General features: G+C 66.2%; 27 protein-coding genes. 10 read left to right on the top strand and 17 right to left on the bottom strand.

From position 1 onward, the window contains the following. Positions 1 to 42 precede the first annotated feature (42 nt). Both ACXYMN_RS10465 and recR read left to right on the top strand, forming a co-directional pair. Positions 43 to 387: a YbaB/EbfC family nucleoid-associated protein gene (locus ACXYMN_RS10465; protein WP_459013570.1), complete on the top strand. Its 345-nt coding sequence runs from the start codon at positions 43 to 45 to the stop codon at positions 385 to 387. A 13-nt stretch (positions 388 to 400) separates the two neighbouring features. Further along, positions 401 to 994 (top strand): recombination mediator RecR, encoded by a 594-nt coding sequence (gene recR, locus ACXYMN_RS10460; RefSeq protein ID WP_459013568.1) that lies wholly within the window; start codon positions 401 to 403, stop codon positions 992 to 994. Positions 995 to 1,294: 300 nt separating this feature from the next. Here the strand turns inward: recR and ACXYMN_RS10455 are convergent, their stop codons facing one another. From ACXYMN_RS10455 to ACXYMN_RS10445, 3 genes are all read right to left on the bottom strand, one after another. After that, a complete protein-coding gene (locus tag ACXYMN_RS10455) occupies positions 1,295 to 1,690 on the bottom strand; it encodes a cupin domain-containing protein (protein ID WP_459013567.1) in 396 nt (131 codons plus the stop codon). A gap of 643 nt (positions 1,691 to 2,333) precedes the next feature. Next, positions 2,334 to 3,122 carry a hypothetical protein gene (locus ACXYMN_RS10450; protein WP_459013565.1) on the bottom strand — a complete coding sequence of 263 codons (789 nt, stop codon included), beginning with the start codon at positions 3,120 to 3,122 and terminating at the stop codon, positions 2,334 to 2,336. A 369-nt stretch (positions 3,123 to 3,491) separates the two neighbouring features. Then, positions 3,492 to 4,268, bottom strand: coding sequence for a DUF1013 domain-containing protein (locus ACXYMN_RS10445; RefSeq protein WP_459013564.1), 777 nt, complete (start codon positions 4,266 to 4,268; stop codon positions 3,492 to 3,494). Positions 4,269 to 4,380: 112 nt separating this feature from the next. On the opposite strand from ACXYMN_RS10445, the gene ACXYMN_RS10440 reads away from it, so the two are divergent. After that, positions 4,381 to 5,031, top strand: a complete 651-nt coding sequence (locus tag ACXYMN_RS10440; protein ID WP_459013562.1) for a ribonuclease T2 family protein — start codon at positions 4,381 to 4,383, stop codon at positions 5,029 to 5,031. A gap of 243 nt (positions 5,032 to 5,274) precedes the next feature. On the opposite strand, the gene ACXYMN_RS10435 is transcribed toward ACXYMN_RS10440, so the two are convergent. Beyond that, positions 5,275 to 5,991 (bottom strand): FG-GAP repeat domain-containing protein, encoded by a 717-nt coding sequence (locus ACXYMN_RS10435; RefSeq protein ID WP_459013561.1) that lies wholly within the window; start codon positions 5,989 to 5,991, stop codon positions 5,275 to 5,277. Then, positions 5,992 to 6,315: a 2Fe-2S iron-sulfur cluster-binding protein gene (locus ACXYMN_RS10430; RefSeq protein ID WP_459013560.1), complete on the bottom strand. Its 324-nt coding sequence runs from the start codon at positions 6,313 to 6,315 to the stop codon at positions 5,992 to 5,994. Positions 6,316 to 6,428: 113 nt separating this feature from the next. Here ACXYMN_RS10430 and ACXYMN_RS10425 point away from each other — a divergent pair, with 113 nt between their 5' ends. Then, positions 6,429 to 6,818 (top strand): OB-fold nucleic acid binding domain-containing protein, encoded by a 390-nt coding sequence (locus tag ACXYMN_RS10425; RefSeq protein WP_459013559.1) that lies wholly within the window; start codon positions 6,429 to 6,431, stop codon positions 6,816 to 6,818. Positions 6,819 to 6,858: 40 nt separating this feature from the next. After that, positions 6,859 to 7,401: a peptidoglycan-binding domain-containing protein gene (locus tag ACXYMN_RS10420; protein ID WP_459013558.1), complete on the top strand. Its 543-nt coding sequence runs from the start codon at positions 6,859 to 6,861 to the stop codon at positions 7,399 to 7,401. Between the two features lie 125 nt (positions 7,402 to 7,526). On the opposite strand, the gene ACXYMN_RS10415 is transcribed toward ACXYMN_RS10420, so the two are convergent. The 7 genes from ACXYMN_RS10415 to rpiA all read right to left on the bottom strand — a co-directional run bounded on the left by ACXYMN_RS10415 (position 7,527) and on the right by rpiA (position 14,836). Further along, positions 7,527 to 8,999, bottom strand: a complete 1,473-nt coding sequence (locus ACXYMN_RS10415; protein WP_459013557.1) for a Do family serine endopeptidase — start codon at positions 8,997 to 8,999, stop codon at positions 7,527 to 7,529. A gap of 164 nt (positions 9,000 to 9,163) precedes the next feature. Then, positions 9,164 to 9,652, bottom strand: a complete 489-nt coding sequence (locus ACXYMN_RS10410) for a hypothetical protein (RefSeq protein WP_459013555.1) — start codon at positions 9,650 to 9,652, stop codon at positions 9,164 to 9,166. A gap of 176 nt (positions 9,653 to 9,828) precedes the next feature. Beyond that, complete coding sequence (locus ACXYMN_RS10405) at positions 9,829 to 10,017, bottom strand: DUF2065 domain-containing protein (protein WP_459013553.1); 189 nt, start codon at positions 10,015 to 10,017, stop codon at positions 9,829 to 9,831. Positions 10,018 to 10,020: 3 nt separating this feature from the next. Further along, positions 10,021 to 11,112, bottom strand: coding sequence for a protease modulator HflC (gene hflC, locus ACXYMN_RS10400; RefSeq protein ID WP_459013552.1), 1,092 nt, complete (start codon positions 11,110 to 11,112; stop codon positions 10,021 to 10,023). Then, entirely contained in the window at positions 11,112 to 12,272 is a 1,161-nt protein-coding gene (hflK, locus tag ACXYMN_RS10395) for an FtsH protease activity modulator HflK (protein ID WP_459013551.1), read from the bottom strand. Before hflK ends, hflC begins: the two co-directional genes overlap by 1 nt. Positions 12,273 to 12,336: 64 nt before the next feature. Then, on the bottom strand, positions 12,337 to 13,821 hold the full coding sequence (locus ACXYMN_RS10390; RefSeq protein ID WP_459013550.1) for an FAD-dependent oxidoreductase: 1,485 nt from the start codon (positions 13,819 to 13,821) through the stop codon (positions 12,337 to 12,339). Between the two features lie 232 nt (positions 13,822 to 14,053). After that, positions 14,054 to 14,836 (bottom strand): ribose-5-phosphate isomerase RpiA, encoded by a 783-nt coding sequence (rpiA, locus tag ACXYMN_RS10385; RefSeq protein WP_459013549.1) that lies wholly within the window; start codon positions 14,834 to 14,836, stop codon positions 14,054 to 14,056. Positions 14,837 to 15,010: 174 nt separating this feature from the next. On the opposite strand from rpiA, the gene ACXYMN_RS10380 reads away from it, so the two are divergent. From ACXYMN_RS10380 to ACXYMN_RS10365, 4 genes are all read left to right on the top strand, one after another. Next, positions 15,011 to 16,384 carry an L-serine ammonia-lyase gene (locus tag ACXYMN_RS10380; protein WP_459013548.1) on the top strand — a complete coding sequence of 458 codons (1,374 nt, stop codon included), beginning with the start codon at positions 15,011 to 15,013 and terminating at the stop codon, positions 16,382 to 16,384. A gap of 69 nt (positions 16,385 to 16,453) precedes the next feature. After that, positions 16,454 to 17,422 (top strand): thiamine pyrophosphate-dependent enzyme, encoded by a 969-nt coding sequence (locus tag ACXYMN_RS10375; RefSeq protein WP_459013546.1) that lies wholly within the window; start codon positions 16,454 to 16,456, stop codon positions 17,420 to 17,422. 5 nt (positions 17,423 to 17,427) lie between these two features. Then, entirely contained in the window at positions 17,428 to 18,804 is a 1,377-nt protein-coding gene (locus ACXYMN_RS10370; protein ID WP_459013545.1) for a pyruvate dehydrogenase complex E1 component subunit beta, read from the top strand. Continuing rightward, on the top strand, positions 18,801 to 19,055 hold the full coding sequence (locus ACXYMN_RS10365) for a hypothetical protein (protein WP_459013544.1): 255 nt from the start codon (positions 18,801 to 18,803) through the stop codon (positions 19,053 to 19,055). Before ACXYMN_RS10370 ends, ACXYMN_RS10365 begins: the two co-directional genes overlap by 4 nt. 51 nt (positions 19,056 to 19,106) lie before the next feature. On the opposite strand, the gene cysE is transcribed toward ACXYMN_RS10365, so the two are convergent. Beyond that, positions 19,107 to 19,916 (bottom strand): serine O-acetyltransferase, encoded by an 810-nt coding sequence (gene cysE / locus ACXYMN_RS10360; protein ID WP_459013543.1) that lies wholly within the window; start codon positions 19,914 to 19,916, stop codon positions 19,107 to 19,109. Positions 19,917 to 19,995: 79 nt separating this feature from the next. Here cysE and ACXYMN_RS10355 point away from each other — a divergent pair, with 79 nt between their 5' ends. Continuing rightward, entirely contained in the window at positions 19,996 to 20,331 is a 336-nt protein-coding gene (locus tag ACXYMN_RS10355) for a TraR/DksA family transcriptional regulator (protein WP_459013542.1), read from the top strand. Positions 20,332 to 20,417: 86 nt separating this feature from the next. On the opposite strand, the gene ACXYMN_RS10350 is transcribed toward ACXYMN_RS10355, so the two are convergent. The 4 genes from ACXYMN_RS10350 to ACXYMN_RS10335 are packed head-to-tail and all read right to left on the bottom strand — an operon-like array spanning position 20,418 to position 26,291. Continuing rightward, positions 20,418 to 24,326, bottom strand: a complete 3,909-nt coding sequence (locus ACXYMN_RS10350; protein ID WP_459013541.1) for a baseplate multidomain protein megatron — start codon at positions 24,324 to 24,326, stop codon at positions 20,418 to 20,420. Continuing rightward, positions 24,326 to 24,778, bottom strand: a complete 453-nt coding sequence (locus ACXYMN_RS10345; protein WP_459013540.1) for an NlpC/P60 family protein — start codon at positions 24,776 to 24,778, stop codon at positions 24,326 to 24,328. Before ACXYMN_RS10345 ends, ACXYMN_RS10350 begins: the two co-directional genes overlap by 1 nt. Further along, a complete protein-coding gene (locus tag ACXYMN_RS10340) occupies positions 24,775 to 25,662 on the bottom strand; it encodes a DUF2163 domain-containing protein (protein WP_459013539.1) in 888 nt (295 codons plus the stop codon). The genes ACXYMN_RS10345 and ACXYMN_RS10340 overlap by 4 nt, the downstream gene beginning before the upstream one ends. Continuing rightward, entirely contained in the window at positions 25,659 to 26,291 is a 633-nt protein-coding gene (locus ACXYMN_RS10335; protein WP_459013538.1) for a phage distal tail protein, Rcc01695 family, read from the bottom strand. The genes ACXYMN_RS10340 and ACXYMN_RS10335 overlap by 4 nt, the downstream gene beginning before the upstream one ends. Positions 26,292 to 26,295: the final 4 nt, after the last annotated feature.

The raw sequence follows: 26,295 nt of genomic DNA, 5'->3' as shown, positions 1-26,295 counted from the left end.
TTCGTATCTCACAGAGAACCACCGACATGCAGGAGATGAGAGATGTTAAAAGGACTTGGCGGGCTCGGCGACATGGGCAAGATGATGAAGGCCGCGCAGGAAATGCAGACCAAGATGACCGCTCTGCAGGAAGAAATGCACAGCATCATGGTCGAAGGTCAGGCCGGCGCGGGGCTGGTCAAGGCGACCTGCTCGGCCAAGGGCGAGCTCAAGACGCTTGATATCGATCCGTCGATCTTCAATGGCGACGACAAGGAAGTGGTCGAGGACCTGATCCTCGCGGCGATCAAGGACGCGCAGGCCAAGGCGCAGGAACGCAGCCAGCAGGAAATGGGCAAACTGGCCGAAAGCATGGGGCTGCCCAAGGACATGAATCTGCCGTTCTGAGCGGGTCAGACCGGTGGCGGACCGCTCCGAGATCGACTCGCTGATCGACCTGATGGCCAAGCTTCCGGGGCTTGGGCCGCGTTCGGCGCGGCGCGCGGTGCTGCACCTGATCCGCAAGCGCGGGCTGCTGTTGCAGCCTCTGGCCGAGAGCATGGCCGAGGTGTCGAAAACCGCGCGGGAATGCCTGAACTGCGGCAATATCGGCATGTCCGATATCTGCGAGATTTGCGCCGATGACCGCCGCGCCACGGGGCTGTTGTGCATCGTCGAGGATGTCGCAGACCTTTGGGCGATGGAGCGCGCGGGCGTATTTTCCGGGCGCTACCACGTGCTCGGCGGGACGCTGTCGGCGCTGGACGCGATCGGGCCGGACGACCTGCGCATCCCGCGGCTTCTGGACCGGGTGAGCAGCGAGGAAATCACCGAGGTGATCCTTGCGCTGAACGCCACAATCGACGGGCAGACCACGGCGCATTACATCGCCGACCAGCTCGAGGGCCGCGTGGCGCTGTCGTCGCTGGCCCAGGGCGTGCCCATCGGCGGAGAGCTGGATTACCTCGACGACGGTACGATCAGCGCGGCCCTGAACGCGCGCAAACGGCTGTAACGGTCCCGGTCGGGTGGCGGCCTCTGCGACAGCGCGGAAACCTGCGCCCCCCCGCCCCGCACCCGATGCGGGGCCTCGTTGCGGCCACGGAAGCCATGCCGGGAACGACACAAGCCGTTGCCACCCGGGCATTGCCGTGAGGTATCGGCGCACGTGATGGGCCCCGATGTCGGCCTGCGCGCCGGATTCCGGGATGCCGCGCACTGCACGACCCGTCGCGGGCGACAGGGGGCGATGCCACAAAAACGCCGGTCGGTGGCTGCCACTCGAACCCGTCCGGGAATGCGTGGCAGCGACCTCTTATTCCGTCGTTTTCCCGTCGAAATGCTCGTGGGATGAGTCCGCGTCCGCCTTGGTTGCGTGAACTGTGCCGTCCAGGTGCTCTGGCGGCCCGTAAATGGTGTAAAGCCGGAGCGGCTCCGAGCCGGTATTGACCACATTGTGTTTGGCTCCGGCGGGCACGATCACGCCGTCATCAGCCTTGACCTTGTTGACGACGTCGTCGATCCGCACCTCTCCGGTACCAGTCTCGAAGCGGAAGAACTGGTCGCGGTCGTCATGGATCTCTTCGCCGATCTCCTCACCGGGCTTCAGCGCCATCAGCACCAGCTGAAGGTTCTGACCCGTATAGAGAACCTGGCGGAAATTATCGTTGTCCTCGGTCAGTTTTTCTATGTTGTCGGCAAAGCCCTGCATGGCGGGTCTCCTCTGGATTGCGATCGGTGCCCAATGGCACGGAGCATCTTTGATATGCGTCGACACATACCCGGCTCAGGGTATTAAATGAGCCTTCCAGGCACAATTTGCAAAGGCGGGAGATCAGATGACCGATCCCGCGGACACAGAACACAGGACGACCATCCTCGAGCTTCCCGAGGCCGTGGGCGCGTGTGACAGCTTCGAGGGCCTCCAGAAAGCCTTTTACGATATGAGGATGGTCGGCTTCGGCCGGTATGACATCCGTCGTCTGGGTCACAGGAGGCGCTGAAGGAAAAGCCGGGTGACAGATACCGGCAGGCATCCGAACTGGCCGACGATCCGGGTGCCCCCCGCGCGGCATTCGTATCCGAAGACGCGATCGGCGTACTGCGCCGGTATCGGCAACAGGTCGGCCAAAAATGTGACAAAACCGCAAGGGTTTTGCCAAGGGTTTGTGTCACAAGAATTTTCAATGTCTTTAGTGGGCAGACCACCAGCGCCAAAAACGGCCTTTTTTGGCGCAATGGTTCTGACAGGGGGTTTATGTCCGGTGTGCGGGACAAAGCACCATTTCGCTGCGGTTGCGCCAATGTCGCCTATTGCGAAACGGGAACCAGTTGAAGCTTTCCCTTCTGCACCATCACTCCTTTAACGTAGACTGTCCTTCAAGATGCTTTCCCAAGCCTGCAACCATTGCGTCCATCAGAGGCTTGTAGTCCGCAAAATACTGTGGCGGCGCGTGCATCGAAGTCTTTGAAGGCTTAAGGAACGCAGGGCCGACGCGAAGCGCATGTGGAAGGCGTGGTATCATGAGGTGACACAAGAAGCCCTGCACCAGCAAAGCGAACGCGAAATGGTTTCCGGGCTTCTTGCCCTTCTTGCTGATCCTGTATGCGTTCACAGGAAGGATGATGCCCGAGACAACCTCCTGTGAAAATCCCCCGTCAGTGGGCGGGCGTTTATCGTAGAGCCTCTTGATGGAACAAGAACAGGATTTCAGCGTATTTTCCCGGCCGCCTAATAAAAGGGCTAAGAGCCGTGCCCTGTCGCGCACACTAACCCTTGCATTCGCATACATACTATTGCCCGTCACGCTCGCCCTCCAGCAGACCGACGCAAGGCACTGGGCAAGGTGATTTGGCGAAAACTCATACCTGACGCCGAGGCCGTCGGCTTTAATCTGCTTGTCCCACGCCTTGAGGGCGTTGGTAAGTGGGCTATCGAAATTCTTGTTGAAATTAGCTTCGCATTCCCGGCAGAGCAATTTTGCCTTGCCGGTGTTCTGACTTAACCCGATCTTACCTTTGCCTTTTGGTATGCTGATAAGTTGCCCGTTATTGCGCCTTGAAATAGCTTTGAAGAACCCATCGGGAATTGAATGCGACGCGCATAGCTCACAATCTCTTTGGCAAAACGCGCAAATCGGCATTTGTCGGCTTTCGATATCAGGGCTCGGGTCGGACGTTTTCGCATACCATGAGTGGGAGGTCGCAAAAGGTTAACTTTCGTATCATTTGAGCGCGCCTTAAAGCCGACTTTGGTACCGGTTGCAGCATCCGTTGGTCTAGGGCTCGTTCCGGACCTTCTCCGCACCGCAGGATGTGCCAAAACTCAACCGTTTCTGTCATCGGCGGAATCGACCGTTTTTGTCCGCGCCACAAAGCGTGCCACTGGCTCAGGCACGGCAAACTTGAGGGTTCTCCGCAAGTCGCCCCCCCATTACCCCGGCACCGCAAACCAGAACACCCGCGCCGGGGCGCGGGTGTGTTGTGTGACGCTCGGGTGGCGAAAGTCGGGATCAGCGCTTGGCTTTGCCGTGACCCTCGTCCTCATCGTCGTCGTCATCGTCATTGCCGCCATCGGGCAGGTTGAAGAAGGATTCCGCGTCGGCGTAGTCGCTGTCGGGCTTTTCCTTTTCGTCGTCGCGCGGATCGGAGAGCGAGAACGTCTCGAGCCCCTCCATGTTCGACGGCAGGCGCTGTTCGGTATCCATGCCCAGCGACTGCTCGGTCGAGACCAGCTTGCGGCGCTCGTCGTCGTTCATCACCTGGTCCACACCCTTGGAGGCCTTGGCCACCGCCGCGTCCAGTTCGGACTGGCGGCAGAGGCCAAGAGCCACGGGGTCGATGGGTTGCAGGCTCGAGATGTTCCAATGCGTGCGTTCGCGGATCGACTGGATCGTCGGCTTGGTGGTGCCCACCAGCTTGGAGATCTGGCCATCCGACAATTCCGGGTGGAACTTCACCAGCCACAGGATCGAGGCGGGCCGGTCCTGACGCTTGGACAGCGGCGTGTAGCGCGGGCCGCGCCGCTTGTCTTCGTCAACCGCGGCGGGGTTGTGCTTGAGCTTGAGCGATTGCGCCGGGTCCTTCTCGGCGCGATCGATGTCGTCCTGCGTCAGCTGATTGTTGGTCACCGGGTCGAAGCCCTTGACGCCGGTGGCCACGTCGCCATCGGCAATGCCCTGGATCTCAAGCTCGTGCATGTCGGTGAAATCGGCGATCTGCTTGAAGGTCAGGGTTGTGTTATCCACAAGCCAGACCGCGGTGGCCTTGGGGTGCAACAGCTTGGCCATGAAACTCTCCTTACCATATCTTCTTCGGCTGACCGGGCCTGGACCCAGCCGCGTCCCGGCTGGCCGGGACAGTCACCATTGTCGGGAAACTTGGCTGCTATATAGTCACGACATGCGAAAGTGGAAAGAGAAAATCAGTCTCGCTTGTCTGGCGGTGTTCGCGGCGTCGGCGGCTCCTGCCGAGGGCGAGATCGCCGGCGCGTTCGACTATTACGTGCTGGCCATGAGCTGGTCGCCGACCTGGTGCGCGCTGGAAGGCGATATGCGCCGGTCGCCGCAATGCGACGCGGACCGGGATGCGGGCTGGATCCTGCACGGGCTCTGGCCGCAGAACGAGACCGGCTGGCCGTCCTATTGCCACACGCCGCACGCGCCGCCGAGCCGTGCGATGACGGCGGACATGGCCGACGTCATGGGCACGTCTGGTCTGGCCTGGTACCAGTGGAAGAAGCACGGCACCTGCTCGGGGCTGACCGCCGAGGCCTATTACGCAACCGCGGAAGAGGCGTTCGACGCGGTGGTCCTGCCGGATGTCTTCACCCGCCTGACGGTCCCCGTGACCCTGCCCGCGTCGGTGGTGGAGGCGGCGTTTCTGAAAGACAACCCGCAGCTTGAGCCGGACATGCTGACGATCACCTGCCGCGAAGGCCGCATCCAGGAGGCGCGGTTGTGCCTGTCGAAGACGCTGGAGCCGGTGCCCTGCGGGCGCGACGTGGTCCGCGATTGCGAGCTGAGCGACGCGCTGCTCGATCCGGTGCGCTGACGGCACGCCGCGCAAGTGCCCCGCTGCCCCTGTTATCGCAGCGCCGGTCGACGATGGATGAGGCACCCGCCGCGACCGTGGAGGCATGGTCCGGGCGTCGGCAAGCGGACGCGGACGGCAAGGGGGCGCTGCCCCCTCTTCGGCCCGAGGGCCGAATTCACCCCCGGCGTATTTCGTGAAATGGAAAGGCAGGGGGGCGCGAGGGGCACGCGATCGGTGTTCCGGTGGTGCGACGGTCGGTGCCTATTGCGAGCGGCAGGCCAGGGCGGCACTGGCGGCGGCGCGGGACCAGGGGCCGCGCGTCCCGGCGGTCAGGCCGGTGCCATCATAGGTGACAGCGACGAGTGTCGACCAATCGCCCCGGGCGAGGATCAGTGCGGGCGGTGTCGCACAGGTTGCGACACCGCCGATGATGTCGTCCCAGCCAATGCGGTGGTTGCTGACACCGCCCAGAGCCGCGATCTCGACCAGCGCGACGCCTTCGATGTGGACCAGCCGCAGTGTTTTCGCGAGATGCGGGCGGTCCACGTAGGCGATCTCGATCCGGCCATCGCCATCGAGGTCGGCGACCCCCGCGGGGGCAAGCCAGCGCCGCGTCTGGCCGATGAAGGCACCGGTGGCGAGATGCGCGAGCTGGGTGCCGTCCCAGCGCCAGATCGCCAGCCGCGCGCCGAGGTCGGCATGGGTCTCGACCGCGATCACCTCGGGCTTGCCGTCGCCGTCCACATCCGCGAGGCGCGGCGCGGTGTCCTCGAAAACCATCGGCGCGGCCCAGTGGGCGGTGACCTGGCGTCCGTCGGACAGCGTCACCACCAGGTCCTCATGCTCGACCGCGTCACCGAGCACGCCGTGATCGTAGCGTGTCGTCGGACCGTCATAGCGCGCGGCCACGATCTCGGACCCGGCGGCACCGGTGGCCTGCGCCGCGGCAAGCATCGCGAGGATCAGTGCGCCGCGCATTCAGATCTGCTTTTCGGGCATCTGCACCTTCAGGCCGTCAAGCGCGTCAGAGACCTTGAGCTGGCAGGTCAGCCGCGAGCGTACCGGATCGGGCGAGAACGCGAAGTCGAGCATGTCTTCCTCCATGTCGTCCTTGGCGGGCAGCTTGTCGACCCAGTCGGGATCCACGTAGACATGGCAGGTGGAACAGGCGCAGGCACCGCCGCAATCGGCCTCGATGCCGGGAATGCCGTTGTCGCGCGCGCCCTCCATCACGGTCAGGCCATTCTTCACGTCGACCACATGTTCTGTGCCGTTATGCTCGATATAGGTGATCTTCGCCATTCATCGCTCTCCTGGGACTGCTGTCCCGTCTACCTAGGGGAGGCTCTGGCAAGGATAAAGGGGGGAGTCGTCACGGGATTGCCTGCGACGGCAAATGTTCTATATTCGTTCTCATGCAGATCCTGTCCTCTTCCGCCCATACCGACTGGCCGCGCCCGCCGTCCTGCCTGACCGCAGAGCGTCTGGGCGTGCCACCGCAGGGCGCGCGCATCGCCGTGGCGGGGCTGGTGATTCTGCGGCAGCGGCCCGGCACCGCGAAAGGGGTGATCTTTCTGACGCTGGAGGACGAGACCGGGGTGGTCAATGTCATCGTCTGGCGCGCCATGTACGAACGCTTTCGCCGCGCGGTGATCTCGGGGCGGATGCTGCGGGTGACCGGGCGGCTGCAGCGCGAGAACAGCGTGACCCATGTCATCGCCGAGCAGATCGAGGATATCTCGGCCATGCTCGACCGATTGCTGACCCCGTCCGAGGCGCTTTCGCGAGGCGGCGAAACAGGGTAGACTTGCCGCAACAGAGGCAGAGCAGAGGCCCGTCCATCCCATGATCCGCATCGCGGCGCCTGTCGCCTGTCTTGCGCTTGCCGTGGCCTGCACGCCGCTGGGCGACGCACCCGAAAAGGATGTCCGACCGGGCTTCAACACGATGGGGCTTGGCGACGACGATTCCCGCCCCGATCCCGCCGGCGGCTGCTATGCCACCGAGCGGACGCCGGCCGCCTATGTCGAGGTTCCAAGCCAGGTTCTGGTGGTCCCGGCCGAGGTCGATGCGGACGGCACCGTGACCCGCGCGCCGATCTATCGCAACACCACCGTGTCCGAACTGGTCCGCCCGGGGGCGGAACTGCGCTTTCCGGCACCCTGCCCGCCGGTCTTCACGCCCGAGTTCATCGGCACGCTGCAACGGGCACTACTGGCGCGGAACTTCTACGGCGGCGCGGTGACCGAGCGCATGGACCCGCCAACGCGGGCGGCGATCCGGGCGTATCAGACAGCCCGGGGTCTGGACAGCGACAAGCTGGCGCTGGAGACGGCCAAGAGCCTTGGGCTGATCGCCATCGATCTGCCGGAGCTTGAGGCCCTGTGACACAAGGGCTGGCCGGACAGGCGGGCCATAACACGCGGTCGGGACAGGAAGCGCAGGGTCGGGACATGAAAAAAGGGGCGCATCACGCGCCCCTTTTCCGATCCCAGTCCGGCAGTCCGGCAGGATCACTGTTCGAGGCCGAGCGCCACGAAACGCGGGTCGCCTGCCCGCCGCACCAGAAGCAGGATGGACTTGCGCCCGGCGTCGCGCGCCTCGGTGATGCGCGCTTCGAGGTCGGCAATCTCGGTCACCGGGGCGCGGCCTGCCTCGGTGATGACATCGCCCGCCCGCATGCCTTTTTCGAAAGCCTCGGTGGCCTCGTCCACGGCGGTCACGACCAGGCCGGACGCACCGGCATCGAAGCCGTATTCCTCGGCCAGTTCGGGTGTCGGCGGCGTCAGCGTCAGGCCCAGGATGTCCGAGGATGACGGCGTCGCGGGTTCGGCCTCGGGCGGGGTGTCGCTGTCGGCGGATTCCGCGTCCTCGCGGCGGCCCAGCGTCACCATCAGCGTTTCGGTGGCCCCGTCGCGGTTGACCACCACGCGCACGGTCTTGCCGACGGCGGTGTTGCCAACCTGGCGGACCAGGCCGCGCGTGTCGATCACGTCGCGCCCGTCGAACTTCATGATGACATCGCCGGACAACATGCCCGAGTCCTTCGCCGGGCCTTCCGGCACGTCGGTGACAAGCGCGCCCTTGGTCGAGGGGAGACCCATCGCCTCGGCCACGTCATCGGTCACGTCCTGGATGCGCACGCCAAGCCAGCCGCGCCGGGTTTCACCGAATTCCTGTAGCTGGTCGACCACGCGGGTGACCACGTTCGACGCCATCGAGAAGCCGATGCCGATGGAGCCGCCTGTGGGCGACAGGATCGCGGTGTTCACGCCGATGACCTCGCCGTCCATGTTGAACAGCGGACCGCCGGAATTGCCGCGATTGATGGCGGCATCGGTCTGGATGTAGTCGTCATAGGTGCCCGAAAGCGCCCGGTTGCGCGCCGAGACGATACCTGCCGAGACCGAGAAGCCCTGCCCCAGCGGATTTCCCATCGCCATGACCCAGTCGCCGACGCGGGCGACATCGCTGTCGCCGAAGCTGACGAAGGGCAGCGCCATGTCGGCCTCGACCTTGAGCAGCGCGATGTCGGTGTTGGGGTCGGTGCCGATCACCTTGGCGGGCAGTTCCAGACCGGAAAAGAACTCGATCAGGATTTCGTCCGCACCTTCGATCACGTGATTGTTGGTGACCACGAAGCCGTCCTCGGAGATCACGAAGCCCGAGCCCAGCGCCGAAGACCGGCGCGGCCGGTCGCCTTCGCCGTTGCGGTCCTGGAACTCGCGGAAGAAGTCCTCGAACGGAGACCCTTCGGGCACGATGCCCTGCGGTCCGGTGCGCCCCGCGACGGTGGTCTCGGTGGTGATGTTGACGACCGACGGGCTGATCCGCTCGGCCAGGTCGGCAAAGCTGCGCGGCGCGTTGCCCTGCGCACTGACGAGGACGGATTGCGCGACGATCAGGACGATCGAGAGGCTGGCAAGCCAGAACAGGCGCAGGGCCGGTCGCGGATCCCGGATCCGGGCGATGGTATGGGCGGTCAAGTGGGGCTCCCTTTCGGTCTTGGACCGGCATTAAACAGCCGATCTGATATCTCTGGGCACAAGATAGGCGGATTTCTCAAGGTCTCAAAGGTCGATCGTACCGGTCAAGGGGATGTGACTTGGGAAATTCCGCGCGCAACACGGCAAGTGACCGCCACGGGGCGTCACGGGGCACCACGTCGGCCCTTGCGCGCGGCGGATAACCGCATCTTGAGGCGGGTCAGCGCCATGCTGGTGCGCGGCAGGAAGACATAGCTGATCAGGATCACGTTGACCGAGATCAGGAGCACGCTTCGCGCCATCGGCGGCACCGCCCCGGGCAGAATAATGTCGGCAAGGTAATCGAGCAGTCCGCCGAGCACGACGATCCAGAAGATCAGGATCAGGACCACCTCGATCTTGCTGACGTGCGACCGGGGGTGCAGCAGGCGCGCCAGATCGTCGAAGGTCGTGTGTTTCGAGCTTTCCTGCGGATGCCGGTCCAGTTCCGCCAGAAACTGGATGCGCAGCGTGCTGCGTTCCCAGCGTTCCAGGTTCCTGCGCGAGTCGAAGGCAAAGACGGTGACCAGCTCGCAGGTGGTCTCGCCTTCCGACAGGCTGTTCTGTTCGCCGAGATAGCCGGGGATCGTGCGCCGCCTGCTGCAGCCGTGCAAGCGCTGCGGTGATGTCGTCCTTCAGCGCGGGCCGGAAGCGTCGGACGATGACGGACAGAACCGGACGCGCATCCTTGGTCATGGGCAGAATTCTTCCTGGTCGCAATGCAATGTCGGGTCCGGGCGGGCCAGCGCCGGGTGCGCAGGGGGCGAAAGCCCCGCGGCGACCAGGCTGGTCAGAGCGCCAGCCAAAGCACGATGACGCCCGTCACGCATGTCAGCAAGCCCAGCGCCCGGCGCTGGTCCAGCGGCATCGCCGACAGCGCCTCGAGCACACGTTCCACAAGCGAAGGGGCCAGCGCATAGGCCAGCCCCTCCACGATCAGCACTCCGGCAAGCATCACCAGAAGCGTTTCGGCCTGCATGGGTCAGTTCCCCACGGCAGCGCCGTCGTCTTCGTTCGCGGCGTCGTCTTCGTTCACGGCGTCGTCCGACCGCTGGCGGATGTCCTGCTCGGCCTCTTCGTTGCTGCGTTCGATCTGGTCGCGCGCGCTGTCCGGAAGGTCCGGAGACAACTCGGACGCGGGGGCCAGCTGGCGCAGCGCGTCGACATCGGTGTTCGACGACGCGACCGCCGAAAGACCCTCGGCCCGGATCGCTTCGAACAAGGGCCCGACAAATTCGCTGTCGGGCGAGATGACCAGCGTCGAGTTGCTGCTGTTCATCGACGTCTCGAGTGCCGAGAGCGACCGGTAGAACGAGAAGAACTCGGGGTTGTCGCCGAAGGCTTCGGCATAGACCCGGTTCCGCACGGCGTCCGCTTCACCGCGCACGATGTCGGCTTCGCGGTTGGCTTGCGACGTGGTCTCGACCACGGTCCGGTCGGCTGCGGCGCGGACCCGCTGGGCCGCCTCGTTACCGCGTGCGATCTCGTCCGCCGCTTCGCGTTCGCGCTCGGCCCGCATCCGGGCGAAGGTCGCATCGAGGTTCTGCTGCGGCAGGTTGGTCTGCTTCAGCCGCACATCGACGATTTCAAGGCCAAGGCTGTCGGCCTGGGTCCGTGCCTGTGCCCGGATCCGCACCGCGAGGCTGCGGCGATCTTCCGACAGGATGGTGTCGGAGGTGACCTGATCGGCACCCAGAACTTCGCGGATCTGCGCGTTCAGGATCGACGACAGCCGGTCCTCTGCGGCGCGGATGCCGCCCACGCCGACGGCCTGCCGGAACTGCACCACATCGGCGATGCGGTAGCGCGCAAAGGCATCGACCACGAGGCGGCGGTCATCCGAGGGCGTGACCTCGATGGTGTCGGTATCGAGCGACAGGATGCGGTCGTCGTATTTCACCACTTCCTGGATGAAGGGCACCTTGAAGCCGATGCCCGGCTCTTCGCGGACCTGCTTGATCTGGCCGAATTGCAGGACCAGCGCCTTTTCGCGTTCATCGACGATGAACAGCGCCGACAGCGTGCCCACCACGATCAGAACGACGACACCGATCAATATGTTGATCTTATTCATCAGTTCGACCCTCCGGTCTGGGTGCGTCCACGGTTCAGCTCATTGAGCGGCAGATAGGGCAACACGCCCTGGCCACTGTCCGGGCTGGCCTCGTCGAGCACGATCTTGTCGATCGCGCCGAGGGTGCGCTCGATCGTCTCGAGGTAGAGACGACGTTGCGTGACCTCGGGGGCCTGGTTGAACTCCTGCGCGACCGAGATGAAGCGCGACGCCTCACCGATGGCTTCGTTGACCACGCGGGCACGGTAGCCCTCGGCCTGTTCGAGCGTCTGCGCCGCCTGGCCGCGGGCCTCGGCGAGGACACGGTTGGCATAGGCGTCGGCCTGCCGCTGAAGCCGGTCGCGTTCCTGTTCGGCGGCCTGCACCTCGCGGAAGGCGTCGATCACCTCGGCGGGCGGATCGGCCTGGTCGAGGTTGACACGGACCACGTTGATGCCCGAATCGTACTCGTCCAGCGTTTCCTGGATGTTCTGCAGCGCGGTATCGGCGATCACGCCCCGGTCCCGGTTGAGGATCGGTGCGAGGTTCGACGCCGCGATGATTTCGCGCATCACCGATTCCGACACCGCCTGAACGGTCAGCTGCGGGTCACGGATGTTGAACAGCAGTTTCGCGGGATCCTTGATGTTCCAGACGACCTGGAACTCGATATCCACGATGTTGGCATCGGTTGTCAGCATCAGCCCGTCGCCATCGCGACCGCGACGCTGGCCGATGTTCTCGGTGCGCTCGGAGGTGACGTTGATCACATCGTAGGTGACGAACGGCCAGGGCGCGATGTTCAGGCCCGGCGATCCGGTCGAGGAATACTTGCCGAGGAACAACTCGACCGACTGCTCTTCCGGCTTGACGGTGTAGAAGCTGGAGAACAGCCAGACACCGGCGGCCACCAGCACCGCGATGACCGCCGTGCCGCGACTGAAGCCGGAGCCGCGACCGCCGCCGCCACCACCGCCGCCGCCGGTCTTGCCATCGTCCTTGCCGCCCATCAGGACGCGCAGGCGTTCCTGCCCCTTGCGCACGAGTTCGTCGATTTCGGGCATCTGGTTGTTGTCGGGACGCCGTCCGCCGCCGCCACCGCCGCCTTGCGGGCGCTGCGAACCGTTGTCGCCGCCCCCTTGCCCGCCGCCGCCCCATGGGCCGCCGCTATTGCCTGCCATGTGGTGTCTTCCCTTCGTCAAAGCAGTCTACATTGGTCTAAAACTGGTAGGCCGGACCCGCAATTCAAGCTGTGCGCGTCGGCTTACGCATTGTAACGATCTCTTCGGACATGGTGGGATGCACCGCGCAGGTCCGGTCGAAATCCTCTTTCGTCGCACCCATCTTGATCGCGATGCCCGCAAGCTGGATCATTTCGCCCGCGTTCGGTGCGACGATGTGACAGCCCAGGATCTTGCGATTTTCCTTCGAGACGATCAGCTTCATCAACACCCGGTCCGGCTTGCCGATGAAGGCCGAGTGCATCGGGCGGAACGAGGTGCAGTAGATCTCGACCTCCTCCTGCTCGGTGGCGTCGGCCTCGGACATGCCGACAGAGCCAAGCTCGGGCTGGGTGAAGACCGCCGAGGGGATCAGGTCGTGATCCACCGGGGTCGGGTTGCCCTTGAACACCGTCTCGACGAAGGCCATGCCCTCGCGGATCGCCACGGGCGTCAGGCTGACGCGGTCGGTCACGTCGCCGATGGCGTAGATCGAGGGCACGGCGGTCTGGCTGTAGTCGTCGACCAGGACGGCACCGCCGCGACCGAGCTTCACGCCGACCTCCTGCAGGCCCATGTCGTCGCTGTTGGGCTTGCGTCCGGTGGCAAACAGCACCGCATCGAAGATCTTTTCGCGCCCATTGGTGGCCTTGACCCAGATCGGGCCCTTGCGGGTCTCGTCCGCCGCCCCGTCACTGCCGCCATCCATGCCGCTGTCGCCCACGACCGCGCCCGCGTCCTTGACCGGCGCGCCCATGCCGTGCGTCGCCGCGTCGTCGTAGTCGCCCGGCTCGGCGCAGCGCATCTCGACGATATTGGAGCCGGTGTGGATCTCGATGCCACGCGCCTCCATCGCCTCGGCGATCAGGCCGCGCGCCTCGTCGTCGAAGCCGTTGAGCACCTGTGCCCCGCGCACGTAGAGCGACACCTCGACGCCGAGACCCGCGAGGATGTTCGCCATCTCGCAGGCGATGTAGCCGCCGCCGATGATCAGGATCGACTTTGGCAACTCGGTCATCAGGAAGACATCGTCGGACACCATGCCAAGCTGGGCATTGGGCAGATCCGGGCGCACCGGGCGGCCACCCGTGGCCACGAGGATGTGCTTGGCGGTCTTCTCGGTGCCGTCGGACAGGGACACGGTGTGCGGATCCTTGATCGTGGCGCGTATGTCGAACCGCTCGACGCCGGTACCGTCGAGCAGCGACTTGTAGACCCCCTCGAGGCGGTCGAGTTCGGTGTGCAGGCGATCGGAAAAGACCGACCAGTCGAAGTCGCCCTGCTGCATCGACCAGCCGTAGCCTTGCGCATTCTCGGCGGCGTCGGAAAACTCGGAGGCGAAGACCATCAGCTTTTTCGGCACGCAGCCGCGGATGACGCAGGTGCCGCCATAGCGGCTGTCCTCGGCCAGGGCCACCCTGGCGTCCGCCTCGCTGGCGGCCACGCGCGCGGCCCGCACGCCGCCGGAGCCACCGCCGATCACGAACAGATCATAGTCGAAATCGCTCATGTCTTACCTCGATGCTGTTTGCTGCCCGTAGACCACACGGGGCCGCGGATGGCCAGACGGTAAGGGCAAGGATCGGGCCGCCGCGGCGCGTGGCCCGCCAATGCGCCATACCGGCAGGTCCGCAGACGGCGGGGCCGGTTGCGCAGCGGGGGCTCTGCCCCCGCACCCCCGGAGTATTTCCGGTCCGATCGTGACAGGTGCGCGCGGATGGGCGGCGCTGCGGGACGCGGCGTCAGATATCGCTGAACAGGTTGTCGTCCTCGACGAAGTCCAGCCGCGTTTCACTGACGGTGCCTTCGTTGATATCGCGCATCTCGCAGCGCCCGTCGCCATAGCCGATGATGACCTTGTCGCAGATGTCGATGAACAGACCGTTCTCGACCACGCCGGGCATCTGGTTCAGAACCAGCGCCATCTGCCGCGCATTGCCGATGCGGCCGAGATGCAGGTCGATGATGTAATTGCCCTCGTCGGTGATGAAGGGGCGGTCGCCGGTCATGCGCAGCGAGGACTTGCGCCCCATCACATCCATCGAGATCAGCAACTCCTCGATCAGGGTCTGGGTGGTCTGCCAGCCGAAGGGCACCACCTCGACCGGGAGGGGGAAATGGCCGAGGGTCGAGACCTCCTTGGCGGCGTCAGCGATTACCACCATCTGGTCCGAGGCGGTGGCGACGATCTTTTCCTGCAGCAGCGCGCCGCCGCCGCCCTTGATCAGGTTGAGCTCGGGATCGAATTCATCCGCGCCGTCGATGGTCAGGTCGAGCCAGCGCGCCTCGTCGAGCGAGATCACCTCGATGCCGACATCGCGGGCCAGTTCGGCGGTGCGCGACGAGGTCGGAACGCCGCGGATCCGGAGCCCGTCCTCGCGCACCATTTCGCCCAGGCAGCGCACCAGCCAGGCGGCGGTCGAGCCGGTGCCGAGGCCCACGCGCATGCCGTCCTCGACCAGGTCGGCGGCGGTCTTGGCGGCGACATACTTGGCCTTGTCGATCGGCGACAACTCTCCGGACATGGGCATCCCCTTTGGTGGCGGCGCGGTCCTTATAGGCGCAGACGCCATGCGGTGCGAGGGGCAAATGCGCGGCTTTGGCCGCGGTTCTGCCCGAGATGCCGTTTTTGAACGCCGGCGCGCGCGGTGTCTTGCTAGGGTGGCCCCGAATCGGGACGTGGAAGTGGATGTGCCGCGATGTTTCTGTCTGTCTTCGAGATGTTCAAGGTCGGCATCGGGCCATCCTCGTCGCACACCATGGGGCCGATGGTGGCGGCGGCGCGTTTCCTGCAGGCCATGCGGGCATCCGGCTACAAGTTCAGCGGGGTGCGCGGATCCTTGCACGGCTCGCTGGCCTTTACCGGCGTCGGGCATGCCACCGACCGCGCGGTGATCCTGGGCCTCGCGGGGTTTGCGCCGGAAACCTATGATCGCGACCGCGCCGGGGCCGAACTTGCACGCATTGCGCAGGACCGGCGTCTGACCCCGGAGGGACTGCCGCCGCTTGCCTTCGATCCGGACCGGGATCTGCGCTTCGACTATGACACAGCCCTGCCCGGGCACGCCAATGGCATGCGGCTCGAGGCGGTGGATGCGCAGGGCGACGTGCTGCTGCAGGAGGTCTATTATTCCGTCGGCGGCGGCTTCGTGCTGACCGAGGCGGAACTGGCCGAGGGGCGCGACACCGATGACGGGCCGCCGGTGCCCTATCCGTTCAAGACCGCCGCTCAGATGCTTGAGATGGCGCGCGCCTCGGGGCTGAGCATCGCGCAGATGAAGCGCGCCAACGAGCTGTCCCGCCGCCATGCCGGGGCGCTGGACACCGGGATTGCCCGGATCTGGGAGGTCATGGCAGCGTGCATGGATCGCGGTCTCGAGGCCACGGGGCACCTGCCGGGCGGGCTCAATGTGCGCCGCAGGGCTGGCGCGATCCGCACCGCGCTGGAGGGCGAGAGGGGCATGAACCTGACCGCGCCGCATACCATCAACGACTGGATCTCGGTCTATGCCATGGCGGTCAACGAGGAAAACGCCGCCGGGGGCCAGGTGGTGACCGCGCCCACCAACGGGGCGGCGGGCGTGGTTCCCGCGACGATCCGCTACTGGCTCGATCATGTGCCGAACGCGGACCGCGCGCGGCTGCCGGATTTCCTGCTGACCGCGGCGGCCATCGGCGGTCTGGTGAAATACAACGCCTCGATCTCGGGGGCGGAAGCGGGCTGTCAGGCCGAGGTGGGCGCGGCGGCGGCGATGGCGGCGGCGGGGTTCTGCGCGGTCATGGGCGGCACCCCCGAGCAGGTCGAGAACGCCGCGGAGATCGCGCTCGAGCATCATCTGGGCATGACCTGCGACCCGGTGCGGGGCCTCGTGCAGGTGCCCTGCATCGAACGCAACGGTCTGGGCGCGATCAAGGCGATCTCGGCGGCATCTCTGGCGCTGCGCGGCGATGGCGCGCATCTGGTGCCGCTGGACGCCTGCATCGAGACCATGCGTCAGGTCGGCGTCGACATGTCCGAGAAATACAAGGAGACCTCGCTCGGGGGGCTGGCCGTCAACGTCCCCAATTGCTGATTGCCGACGCCGATCGCGCGCCATACCGTCGGGCGAGCCACTCGCCGCGTCACCACCCCGAGGATCCGCATGCCCCCCGACAGCGACACCATCGCCACCTGGCGCGACCATTACTGCGACATGCTGCTGATCCGACGCTTCGAGGAAAAGGCGGGCCAGCTTTACGGGATGGGGCGGATCGGCGGTTTCTGTCATCTGTGCATCGGCCTGGAAGCGGTGATCGTCGGCTGTGCGACCGCGACCCGAGAGGGCGACGCGCGCATCGCATCCTACCGCTGTCACGGGCACATGCTGGCCGCAGGGATGGACCCCGGTCGCATCCTGGCCGAGATGACGGGCGCGGCCACCGGCTATTCCGGCGGCAAGGGCGGGTCGATGCACATGGCGTCGCCCGGGCATGGCTTTTTCGGCGGGCATGGCATTCCCGGCGGACATGTGCCGATCGGGGCCGGGCTGGCCTTTGCCCAGCGCTATGACAAGACCGGCGGCATCACCCTTTGCGCCCTGGGCGACGGGGCTGCGCATCAGGGCCAGGTTACCGAGACCTACGATCTGGCGGTGCGCCTGGGGCTGCCGATCCTCTTCGTGATCGAGAACAACCGGACCGCGCCGGGGGTGGCCCCCGTCCCCGGGGGGCAAGGCCTGCTGGATCGCGCCGCGGCGCATGGCATCCCGGGTCGCGGCGTGGACGGGATGGACGTGGTGGCGGTGGCCGAGGCTGCCTGCGCGGCGGCGGCTGAGGTGCGCGCGGGGTTGGGGCCAAGGGTGCTCGAGGCGACGATAATCCGCTTTCAGGGACACGCAATGGCCAGCGCCGACAAGGCGCTGTCCGCTGCGCAGATGCGCAAGGCCCGCACCATGCGCGACCCGATCGCGGCCCTGAAACAGCGTCTGCTCGGGGCGGGCTTGTCCGAGGACACGCTGAAAGCGATCGATATCGCGGTGAAGGAGACGGTCGGCGATGCTGCCGAAATGGCACGTGTCGCCCCAGCGCCCGATGCGACGGGCCTGCGCGCCGCCATGACGGCAGAGGGTTGATCGGGATGGGCCATATCCGCATGCCCGAGGTGGTACCCGGCCTGACCGAGGCGCGGCTGGTGTGCTGGCTGGTGGCGCCGGGTGATCTGGTCGAAGACGGCGATCTGCTTGCCGAGATCGCGACCGACAGGGCGGTGTTCGAGATCGAAGCGCCCGGTCCCGGACGCATCGGCGCGCTGCTGGTCGCGGAAGGCACGCGGGCCGTCGCGGTCGGCACCGCCATCGCGACGCTGCAAAAGGACGACGCGGGCGAGACGGCGGACCGCCCCGGCGCGGAGGCGTCTGCCGCCCGTTCCGACCCCCGCCCTGCCCCCCGCCCTGCCGCCGCGCTTTCCAGCCCCCCTGCCACCGGTGCCGCCACCGGGCCGCTTGTGCCGAACGACTGGCCCGAGGGCACGGCAACCCGGCAGATGTCGGTCCGCGACGCCCTCTGCGCGGCGCTGGACGAAGAAATGCGCCTCGACCCGTCGGTCTTTGTGATCGGCGACGGGGTTGCGGCGAAGCAGGGGTCCTTCACCGTGACGCAGGGGCTGATCGACAGTTTCGGGGACAGGCGCGTGGTCGATGCGCCCCCGGTCGCGACCGCCCTGGCCGGTCTGGCCGTCGGGGCGGCGTTCGCCGGTCTGCGGCCCGTTGTCAGCTTCCCGTCCTTCGGGCTGGCGTTGCAGGCCATCGACCAGATCGTCAATTCCGCGGCCAAGTCGGACGACATGACCGACGGGACGCTGTCGGTACCGGTGGTGTTTCGCGGCCCCCATGGCGGTGGCGCGCAATCCGGTGCCCAGCGCGCGCAGGACGTCGCTGCGTGGTTCGCCCATGTACCGGGGCTTAAGGTGGCGATGCCCTATGCCGCATCCGACGCCAAGGGCCTGCTGAAAGCCGCGATCCGCGATCCGGGCCCGGTGGTCCTGCTGGAAAACGAAAGCCTCTATGGCCGGCTGTCCGAGGTGCCCGACAGCGAGGGTCGGCTGGTACCGCTGGGCCGCGCACGGGTCTGGCGCAGCGGTACCGATGTGACGCTGGTTAGCTTCGGGATCGGCATGGTGGCCACGCTCGAAGCGGCCGATCTTCTGGCCCGCGACGGTATCGCCGCCGAGGTGATCGACCTGCGCAGCCTGCGTCCGCTGGATACAGCGACCCTGATCGCCAGCGTGCGCGACACCGGGCGCTGCGTGACCGTCGAACAGGGCTGGCCGCAGGGCGGCATTGGCCAGCAGGTCGCGGCGGCACTGATGGCCGGGGCGTTCGACCGGCTCAAGGCTCCGGTGTGCAACGTCGCCGCGCTGGACATGCCGCGCCCCTATGCGGCAGGGCTGGAGGCCGCCGCCCTGCCCGCCGCCCGCGACATCGTGGCCGCGGTGACGGCCATGCTGACCCGATGAGCACGGTCGAGGTTCTGGGCCGCGATGTGGCCCGCGAGGCGTATCGCATTCGCACCGAAGGACGTGTCGCGCTGGTGCCCGAATGCCTCATGGGTGGCCTGCGCCCGGGCGACCGCCCGTCGCATCAGGACGCCTACGAATGGATCGCGGCGCATCGACAGGCCTTGTCCGCAGCGGTCGCGACCTTGACGGAGGGGGGCACGCCGAAACCGCCCTATGACCTCGTCACCCTGGACGAGACCGGCGCCTGACGCGTTGCGGCAAGCGGTGTCCCGGGTGGTCCGAATTCAGGGGACCGGATTCTAGGTGGTATGCGCGAGCAACTGGTCCATGCTGATCGAGGGTTGCGCGCAGCCTGCCTCGCCGACGATGCGCGCAGGCACTCCGGCCACGGTCTTGCAGGATGGCACTTCTTCCAGCACGACCGAGCCTGCCGCGATGCGCGAGCAGTCGCCGACGCGGATATTGCCCAGCACTTTCGCGCCCGCGCCGATAAGGACGCCATCGCCGATCTTGGGATGACGGTCTTCCTCTTCCTTGCCGGTCCCGCCAAGGGTCACCGAATGCAGCATCGACACGTTGTTGCCGACCACCGCCGTCTCGCCGATGACGATGGAGTGGGCGTGGTCGATCATGATGCCGCGCCCGATGCGCGCATTGGGGTGAATGTCGACGCCGAACACCTCGGAGCACCGCATCTGGAACAGATACGCCAGATCGCGGCGGCCCTGACGATATAGCCAGTTGGCCACGCGGTAGGCCTGGATCGCCTGGAAGCCCTTGAAGAACAACAGCGGCTGGAGAAACCGGTGGCAGGCCGGATCGCGTTCGTAGACCGCAACGATATCGGCCCGCGCGGCCAGCGCCAGTTCCGGGTCGGCGCCGTAGGCCTCGTCGCAAATCTCGCGCAGGATCTGCTCGGAGATTTCGCCCGATGTCAGCTTGACCGCGGTGCGATAGCTGAGCGCCCGTTCGATGGTGGGGTGATGCAGCACCGAATAATGAATCATGCCGCCCAGAAGCGGCTCTTCGGCGACGGCCTTTTCGGCCTCGTCCATGATGCGTGCCCAGACCGGGTCCAGCACGGACAGACTGCTTTTCGTCTTGGCCATTTCCGCCTCCTTTGACGCGTCGAGTGTATCAGATAGGCTGCGCGAGACGAAACGCAAAGCCCTCTGAAGTGACGAAACGGTGGATGATGACGCAGAGACCCGCTGGAGGTCGCTGATCGAGGCGCGCCTTCTGGCCCTGGACGAAGACGACCGGCTGGGCCAGGGCGGCCAGTCGGTGGTGACGCTCGACCAGCAATCGGTGGGGCGTCTGAGCCGGATGGATGCGTTGCAATCGCAGGCCATGGCCAAGGCCACGCAGGCGCGCCGCGATGGGCAACGCCGGGCGCTGCAGCAGGCGCTTGCGCGGCTGGTCGAGGGCGCGTTCGGATATTGCGATGCCTGCGGCGACGAGATCGCCGAAAAACGGCTCATGCTCGATCCGACGGCAAGGCGGTGCGTTGCCTGCGCCCGGTAACGAGCGTCGCGGGATGGCGCGCGGTCAGCTTCGAGGCTGCCGCGCCCGCGCCGGTACGGATCGACCGATCCGGCGCGGGGCTGTCCTTAGGCGTTTACGACCAGCCGTGCCGCCGGCCCGGGCCCGAACCGTGCCGAGATCTGCGCCACGTCGATCCTCACCGGCCCATTCGCAAGGTCCGTCGCACGTGCCTGCGCCGCATAGGTCCACGCCGGGCTGGCAACCGTCGCCTCGCGCAGGACGGTCGCGCCCCGCATCACCCGCACCAGGTAGGCTTCGGTCTCCTCGGCCAGTGGCGGCTCCGCCAGTTCCCAGTCGTCGCCATCGATCCGGGTGCGGCGCACCCAGCTGAGCTGCAGACTGCCCGCCGCCTCGACGCCGCGCAGGTGCACCGGGCTGTAGGGGCGCAGGCCGACGCCGTCGAAGGCCAGCGTCCGGTGCACGTAGGTCGGATCGTCGATGCTTCTGCTGGATGGCCCGATGCGGAAGTGGATCGCCTGACGTCGCTGACTGGCGCTCATCTCGATCTGTTCCGGCGTGCCGTTCAGGCGCACCACGACCGATCCCGCGGGCCAGACATCCGGCATCACCCCGTCGGTCCCGGCCTGTCCGCGCAACAGGGTCGACACAAGCCAGCTTTGCTGGGTCAGCATCTCGGCGTCGCGGAACTGCAGGACTTCCCAGTTGCCGGGTCCGCCGTCGCCGATGGCCAGCACGTTGGCCCCGCCCAGCAGCGCCTCGTCCGACACCGACTGCAACGCCCCGGAGTAAAGCCGGATGCGCAGCGGTTCGGCCCGATGCAGACGTCCCGATGGCGCTGCGAAAAGCGCACTTTCCGTTTCGCCCACCACCGAGTGGCCGGTGATGACGCTGTTCAGGCTGTAATCCGCATCGCTCGGCGCGGAATAGACCGCGACGCTGCCGGGCCAGGGCGTGGCATAGGCGGCGAAATGCGGCGCGTGTGGCACCTCGTCGCCGGTCAGCAGCGGCAGGTCCAGAAACAGCGGTGTCACCGGCGCGGCGGGCACATAGCGGGTCAACTGGCCCGGCACGTCCGAGGTGGCGGCGGGGATGTAGATGTCATCCTCCATCCGCACCGCCTCGATAAGCTGGCGGTCGGTCACCTCGACCCGATCGATGCGTGCATGAACCGGCCCGCCCTTGCCCGGAAGCGCGACCACGTCGCCCGCGCGCACCTGCAACGCCGAGGGCGGCAGCGCGAATTTAAGCGTATCGCGAGCGATCCGCGCCTCTGACAGCCAGCGCTCCGCGATCTGCCGTCCCTCGGCACGGGTCAGCGTCAACGCAACCTCGCTGTCGGCCACAGCATGGGTGCGGTCGTCGGGCAGCACAGCCTCTTCGGCGACGGTGTCGTGATCGCCTTCGGCCTCGTAGAAATGCAGACGCACACGGCCCGACAGATCGACCTCGTTGGCGCGGGTCTGGATCAGCGCGCCCTCGACATCGTCGTGTTCGGCCAGCAATTCAGGATCGACGGGCACCACATCGCGGCCTTCGCGCATGCGGAAGACCAGCACGCCGTCCCGCTCGATCGCGTCGAACCCGTAGCTGAGCATCAGCGGCTGCAAGGCGCGCCGCCCGTCGGCGATATCCGGCACCAGATAGCCGCGGACCATGCCGACAAGATCGCTCACGTCGTAGTCGGTCAACCCGACCCGGTCGCAGATCGCCGCCACCACCGTGGCCAGCCGCTGCGTCGACAGCCGCCCCGTGATCCAGTGGCCCCGGCGGTAGTTGTCGCCATCGGCCCAAAGCTCGGTCAACGCGGGAAACCACGGGTAGGGGCGCGCGTCCCAGGCCCAGACGAACGCGCGGGACATGTCGATCATCGGGGCTTCGTAAACGCCCGACACCGGGTTGTTGACCGGATCGCTCCAGTGCAGATGCGTCGCCCGCAGGTACTGGCGCTGGATATCCTCGTCCGGTTGCCCGTTCGACCCGCGCGGCAGCGCGCTTTCGGATGACTTCGGATCGAGAAAGACGTTGGGCTGGTTGGTGCCCTTGTCGACCGCGGGACAGCCCAGTTCGGTGAACCAGAAAGGCTTGGACTGCGCGATCCACTCGGTCGGAGCGATTTGCCGCACGCCGCCGATGCGGTTGTGGTGCGAGTTTTCCCACCAGCCGCGCAGGTCCTTGTAGCGAAACACCCAATCCTCGCCATAGCCGGTATCGACAATGGGCGTGCGGCGCTGCGCCGCGATCGCCTCGGGGCTGGAATAATACCAGTCGAAGCCTTCCCCGCCTTCGACATTGGCGTCGAGGTAATCGAGGTTGTGGATCCGACCGTAATCCGCGTCGGCATGGTCGCGCCCGTCGCGCCAGTCGGATAGGGGCATGTAGTTGTCGATGCCGATGAAATCGATCTCCGGGTCGGCCCAGAGCGGATCGAGGTGGAAATAGACGTCGCCTGATCCGTCATTCGGACGGTAGCCGAAATATTCGGACCAGTCGGCGGCGTAGCTCAGCTTGACGTCCGGGCCGAGGATGCTGCGCACCTCGCCCACCAGCATCCGCAGCGCCGCAACGAAGGGAAAGCCCTGATCGTCGCGGATCTGGGTCAGACCGCGCAACTCCGATCCGATGCAGAACGCATCGACCCCGCCCGCCGCCTTGGTCAGCGCGGCGTAATGCAGGATGAAGCGGGAAAAGGACCACTCTTCCGGGCCGCTATAGCTCACGCTCTGGCCCGAGATCTGGAAGTCCGACGCCTTGGCCGTGCCGACGAAGGCCGCCACTTCGGCCTGCGCCGCGCTGGTCCTGTCGCTCGACCCGTCCTGACCCGGGGCCTGCGCCAGCGTGATGCGCCCGCGCCAGGGCAGCGGCGGCTGGGCATCGCGGCCATAGGGGTCGGGCAGCTGGTTGTTCTCAAGCTGCTCCATCAGGATGAACGGATAGAACATCACCGCCTTGCCGTCTTCGCGCATCCGGGTGATCGCCTCGATCACCGAACGGTCGGCGGGCGTGCCGCCATAGACCGGCTTGTCGTCGATGCGCGGTACCTGCAACGCGCTCGACCGGTTGAGCCCGGCCACTTTCCAGGGCATGCCGCCTGCCTCGTCGGTCTTCTGCTCGACCTTGGGGCGCACGGAACACTCTGCGCAGCGCAGGTCATTGCCGAACCAGCTGACCACAAGAGAAACAGCGTTGCAATTCGGGGCCTGATCCTCAAGCGCCCCGAGAGACTGAATGAAATCGGGTACTTCAGAGGCGGTGTTGACGTTGATCGCAGCGGATGAACTGCCGCCGCCGCCGCCGTAATACTGCTTGGATGTTGCCAGCGTGTATTCCCCGGTGCCGGGCAACATCGCGACGCCCTGCAACAACTCGGGCATGTCGTCGGCGGCCTGATTGACGCGCAGCACCTCGAAGGACAGCTGCGGCACCCGGTTGCCGTAATCCGCCAGCTTGAAATCCTCGAGCACGACATAGGCGGTGCCGCGATAGGCGGGCACCTGGCCTTCGCCCTCGACCGCCTCCATCTTGGGATCGGGAAGCTGGTCGCGACTGCCGGGATAGACCCGCATGTTGATGTCGTTGGCCGAGATCTCGACACCATCGGCCCAGACCCGAGACACGCCCGCGATCTCGCCCTCGCACAGCGCCAGCGCCATATTGACGCTGTAGTGATAGGTGGTGATCTCGGGCGATGCGGGCGCGCCCTTGCCGCCGTCGTCACCGCCTTCGGTCGTCGTGCTTTCCTTGAAATGCGTGGTCCAGATGACCTGACCGCCGACGCGCACCCGCCCGTAGACCTGCGCAATCGCGCGGCCCTCGCCCGAGTTCGACAGATGGAAACGCTCGACCCGACCGGTCTCGATGCTCTCCGACCCCTGCCCCATCAGGCTCTGGTCGATGGCGCGGCCCAGCGTGGCCCCGGCAAAGCGACCCCAGGCCACCATGGACAGCCCCAAAAAAGAGCCGCCGATGGACCCGCCGAACGCGGCCCCCGCCGCCGAAAGTAGGATCGTTGCCATCAGATGCGCCCCTCGGGTGTGTCGGGAAAGGAAAAGCGCGCCACGATGCGCCGCGCCCAGGGCCGGGTCAGGGCCGATTCGATGACGCCGTGGCCGGAATAGGCGTGGATGAACCATGCCTGCGGCTCTGGTGCCGAAACGATGCCGAGATGCTTGGCGACCGACCCTTCGCGCATGCGGAACAGGATCACCTCGCCGGGCATCGGGACACCGCCTGTCACCGGTCGCAAATGGCGCAGGCCTGCTGCCCAGAGCGCCTCTTCACCCTGCGGTTCGGACCAGTCCATGCTATAGGCGGGCACCGCCTCGGGTTCAGCGCCGAAGACGTCGCGCCAGACACCCCGCACCAGCCCGAGGCAATCGCTGCCGACCCCGGCACGCGATGCCTGGTGCCGGTACGGCGTGCCGATCCAGCCGCGCGCGGCCTCGACGATGTGGGTCGCGGTGCTCATCTGCGGCTTCCTCCGGACTTGTTCGACACGTTGAGCGGATGCACGACCAGGAAGTCATCCCCCGGAATATCCGGAAACCCCTGAAAGTTCAGAAGGTTGGCAAACTTGTCCCGGCAGGTGTCGAAGCGTTTGTCGCAGCCCGCCACGATCCGCACCCGGTCCCCCGGCGCGAGATCGGCGCGAAACGGTTCCCACAGGTCGATGCGGCGCGCGTCGGCCTCGGTCGCATCGCGCTTGATCCAGCGGCTCAGCCCCTTGGCGGCACCGTCAAGCACATCCGCGCGTCCGCGCTGGAACCACCCGGCCTCGAACTGCGGCAGGGGCGGAAAACGCAGGATGCGGTTGTTGTCACATTCGATCAGTGGCCCTTGCCAGGCAAACGCCGGTTGCATCAGATCGAAGCCGCAGGTCGCATCCCCCAACACCGCCGTGCAGGGGCGCTGATAGATCCTGCCCACCGGGCGGTTGAGTTTGTCCGACAGGCCCCTGAGTTCGGCCTGAAACGCGCCACCCGCGCGGCGGATCTCGCCGATGTGGCCACGAAACAGAATCTGCCGGGCATCGACATCCTGCCAGTTGACCAGCCAGGCCACGACCTCGGCGTCGTCATAGCGCCCGGCCTCGATGTCGACCTCGGACAGCGCCGCATCGGACAGCGCGCCCATGGCTTCGGAATTGTCGACCGACAGGCCGGTGCCCTGTTCCAGCGCCCGCGCGGTCAACCCGCTTTCGGCCTTGAAGACCAACCCGTCGAAGGCAAGATCCAGATCGTGATCGGTAAACCCCAGCCGCAGCCCGTCGCTGCGGATCACCTCCCAGCAGCGCACCACATTGGTGATACCGGTGCCGAGATGGGCATAGAGCGCGTCTGCAGCGGCAGTCATACCCGCACCTCCACCACCGGCACGCTGGGCACTTCCCCGGCCTGGAAGCTGGCGACGCTGGTCTGGATCGCACTTGCATCGAACCGCACCGGAACGTCGAATTCATAGCCCGCCGTGATCGCGATGCCGGTGGTCGGCGGCTCGGCGAAGGTGACCAGGCCGGTGTCCTCATCCACCTCGAAGGCCACGCCCGGGCGCAATTCGGTGTCGTGCAGGCCGACCCGCACCGTGCCCGCGACCGGCTTGGTGATGGGTCGCGCGTAGCTGCCCTCGCCCGACCGATAGGTCTTGATCAGCGGAAATTGCAGCGTGACGCCGTCGCCGTAGCCGATGATCTGATCCTCGAAATGCGGCGCACGCGACGGGACAGAGGATTTGAAATCCGACCAGTCCTTCCACCGGAACGCGTAAAGCTGACCGCGCCGCGCCTCGAAGAACGCCACCAGTTCCGCGATATCGTCGAGCGACCGCAACCCCACGCCCGCATCATAGCGGCGGCGCGATTGCGACCAGGGGGTGTTGCGCTCCTCATAGCCGTTGGCAAGCGTCACGATCTCGGTCTTGCGCTCTGGCCCGCCGACCGAACCGAAGCTCAACCGTGCGGGGAATCTGACGTCGTGGAATTCCATGGCC

The organism is Roseivivax sp. CAU 1753 (assembly GCF_054482575.1).
The sequence above is the reverse complement of the archived record's forward strand: the minus strand, read 5'-3'. Positions and strand labels throughout refer to the sequence as shown.

Bases quoted from the DNA above. Each gene is read 5' to 3' on its own strand.
- ACXYMN_RS10345 (WP_459013540.1), bottom strand. From the start codon at position 24,778: ATGAGCACCGCGACCCACATCGTCGAGGCCGCGCGCGGCTGGATCGGC.
- ACXYMN_RS10465 (WP_459013570.1), top strand. From the start codon at position 43: ATGTTAAAAGGACTTGGCGGGCTCGGCGACATGGGCAAGATGATGAAG.
- ACXYMN_RS10435 (WP_459013561.1), bottom strand. From the start codon at position 5,991: ATGCGCGGCGCACTGATCCTCGCGATGCTTGCCGCGGCGCAGGCCACC.
- hflK (WP_459013551.1), bottom strand. From the start codon at position 12,272: ATGGCAGGCAATAGCGGCGGCCCATGGGGCGGCGGCGGGCAAGGGGGC.
- ACXYMN_RS10380 (WP_459013548.1), top strand. From the start codon at position 15,011: ATGTTTCTGTCTGTCTTCGAGATGTTCAAGGTCGGCATCGGGCCATCC.
- ACXYMN_RS10390 (WP_459013550.1), bottom strand. From the start codon at position 13,821: ATGAGCGATTTCGACTATGATCTGTTCGTGATCGGCGGTGGCTCCGGC.
- ACXYMN_RS10350 (WP_459013541.1), bottom strand. From the start codon at position 24,326: ATGGCAACGATCCTACTTTCGGCGGCGGGGGCCGCGTTCGGCGGGTCC.
- ACXYMN_RS10425 (WP_459013559.1), top strand. From the start codon at position 6,429: ATGCAGATCCTGTCCTCTTCCGCCCATACCGACTGGCCGCGCCCGCCG.
- ACXYMN_RS10375 (WP_459013546.1), top strand. From the start codon at position 16,454: ATGCCCCCCGACAGCGACACCATCGCCACCTGGCGCGACCATTACTGC.
- ACXYMN_RS10455 (WP_459013567.1), bottom strand. From the start codon at position 1,690: ATGCAGGGCTTTGCCGACAACATAGAAAAACTGACCGAGGACAACGAT.
- ACXYMN_RS10335 (WP_459013538.1), bottom strand. From the start codon at position 26,291: ATGGAATTCCACGACGTCAGATTCCCCGCACGGTTGAGCTTCGGTTCG.
- ACXYMN_RS10430 (WP_459013560.1), bottom strand. From the start codon at position 6,315: ATGGCGAAGATCACCTATATCGAGCATAACGGCACAGAACATGTGGTC.
- ACXYMN_RS10420 (WP_459013558.1), top strand. From the start codon at position 6,859: ATGATCCGCATCGCGGCGCCTGTCGCCTGTCTTGCGCTTGCCGTGGCC.
- hflC (WP_459013552.1), bottom strand. From the start codon at position 11,112: ATGAATAAGATCAACATATTGATCGGTGTCGTCGTTCTGATCGTGGTG.
- ACXYMN_RS10445 (WP_459013564.1), bottom strand. From the start codon at position 4,268: ATGGCCAAGCTGTTGCACCCCAAGGCCACCGCGGTCTGGCTTGTGGAT.
- ACXYMN_RS10340 (WP_459013539.1), bottom strand. From the start codon at position 25,662: ATGACTGCCGCTGCAGACGCGCTCTATGCCCATCTCGGCACCGGTATC.
- ACXYMN_RS10405 (WP_459013553.1), bottom strand. From the start codon at position 10,017: ATGCAGGCCGAAACGCTTCTGGTGATGCTTGCCGGAGTGCTGATCGTG.
- rpiA (WP_459013549.1), bottom strand. From the start codon at position 14,836: ATGTCCGGAGAGTTGTCGCCGATCGACAAGGCCAAGTATGTCGCCGCC.
- ACXYMN_RS10440 (WP_459013562.1), top strand. From the start codon at position 4,381: ATGCGAAAGTGGAAAGAGAAAATCAGTCTCGCTTGTCTGGCGGTGTTC.
- ACXYMN_RS10365 (WP_459013544.1), top strand. From the start codon at position 18,801: ATGAGCACGGTCGAGGTTCTGGGCCGCGATGTGGCCCGCGAGGCGTAT.
- cysE (WP_459013543.1), bottom strand. From the start codon at position 19,916: ATGGCCAAGACGAAAAGCAGTCTGTCCGTGCTGGACCCGGTCTGGGCA.
- ACXYMN_RS10370 (WP_459013545.1), top strand. From the start codon at position 17,428: ATGGGCCATATCCGCATGCCCGAGGTGGTACCCGGCCTGACCGAGGCG.
- ACXYMN_RS10450 (WP_459013565.1), bottom strand. From the start codon at position 3,122: ATGCCGATTTGCGCGTTTTGCCAAAGAGATTGTGAGCTATGCGCGTCG.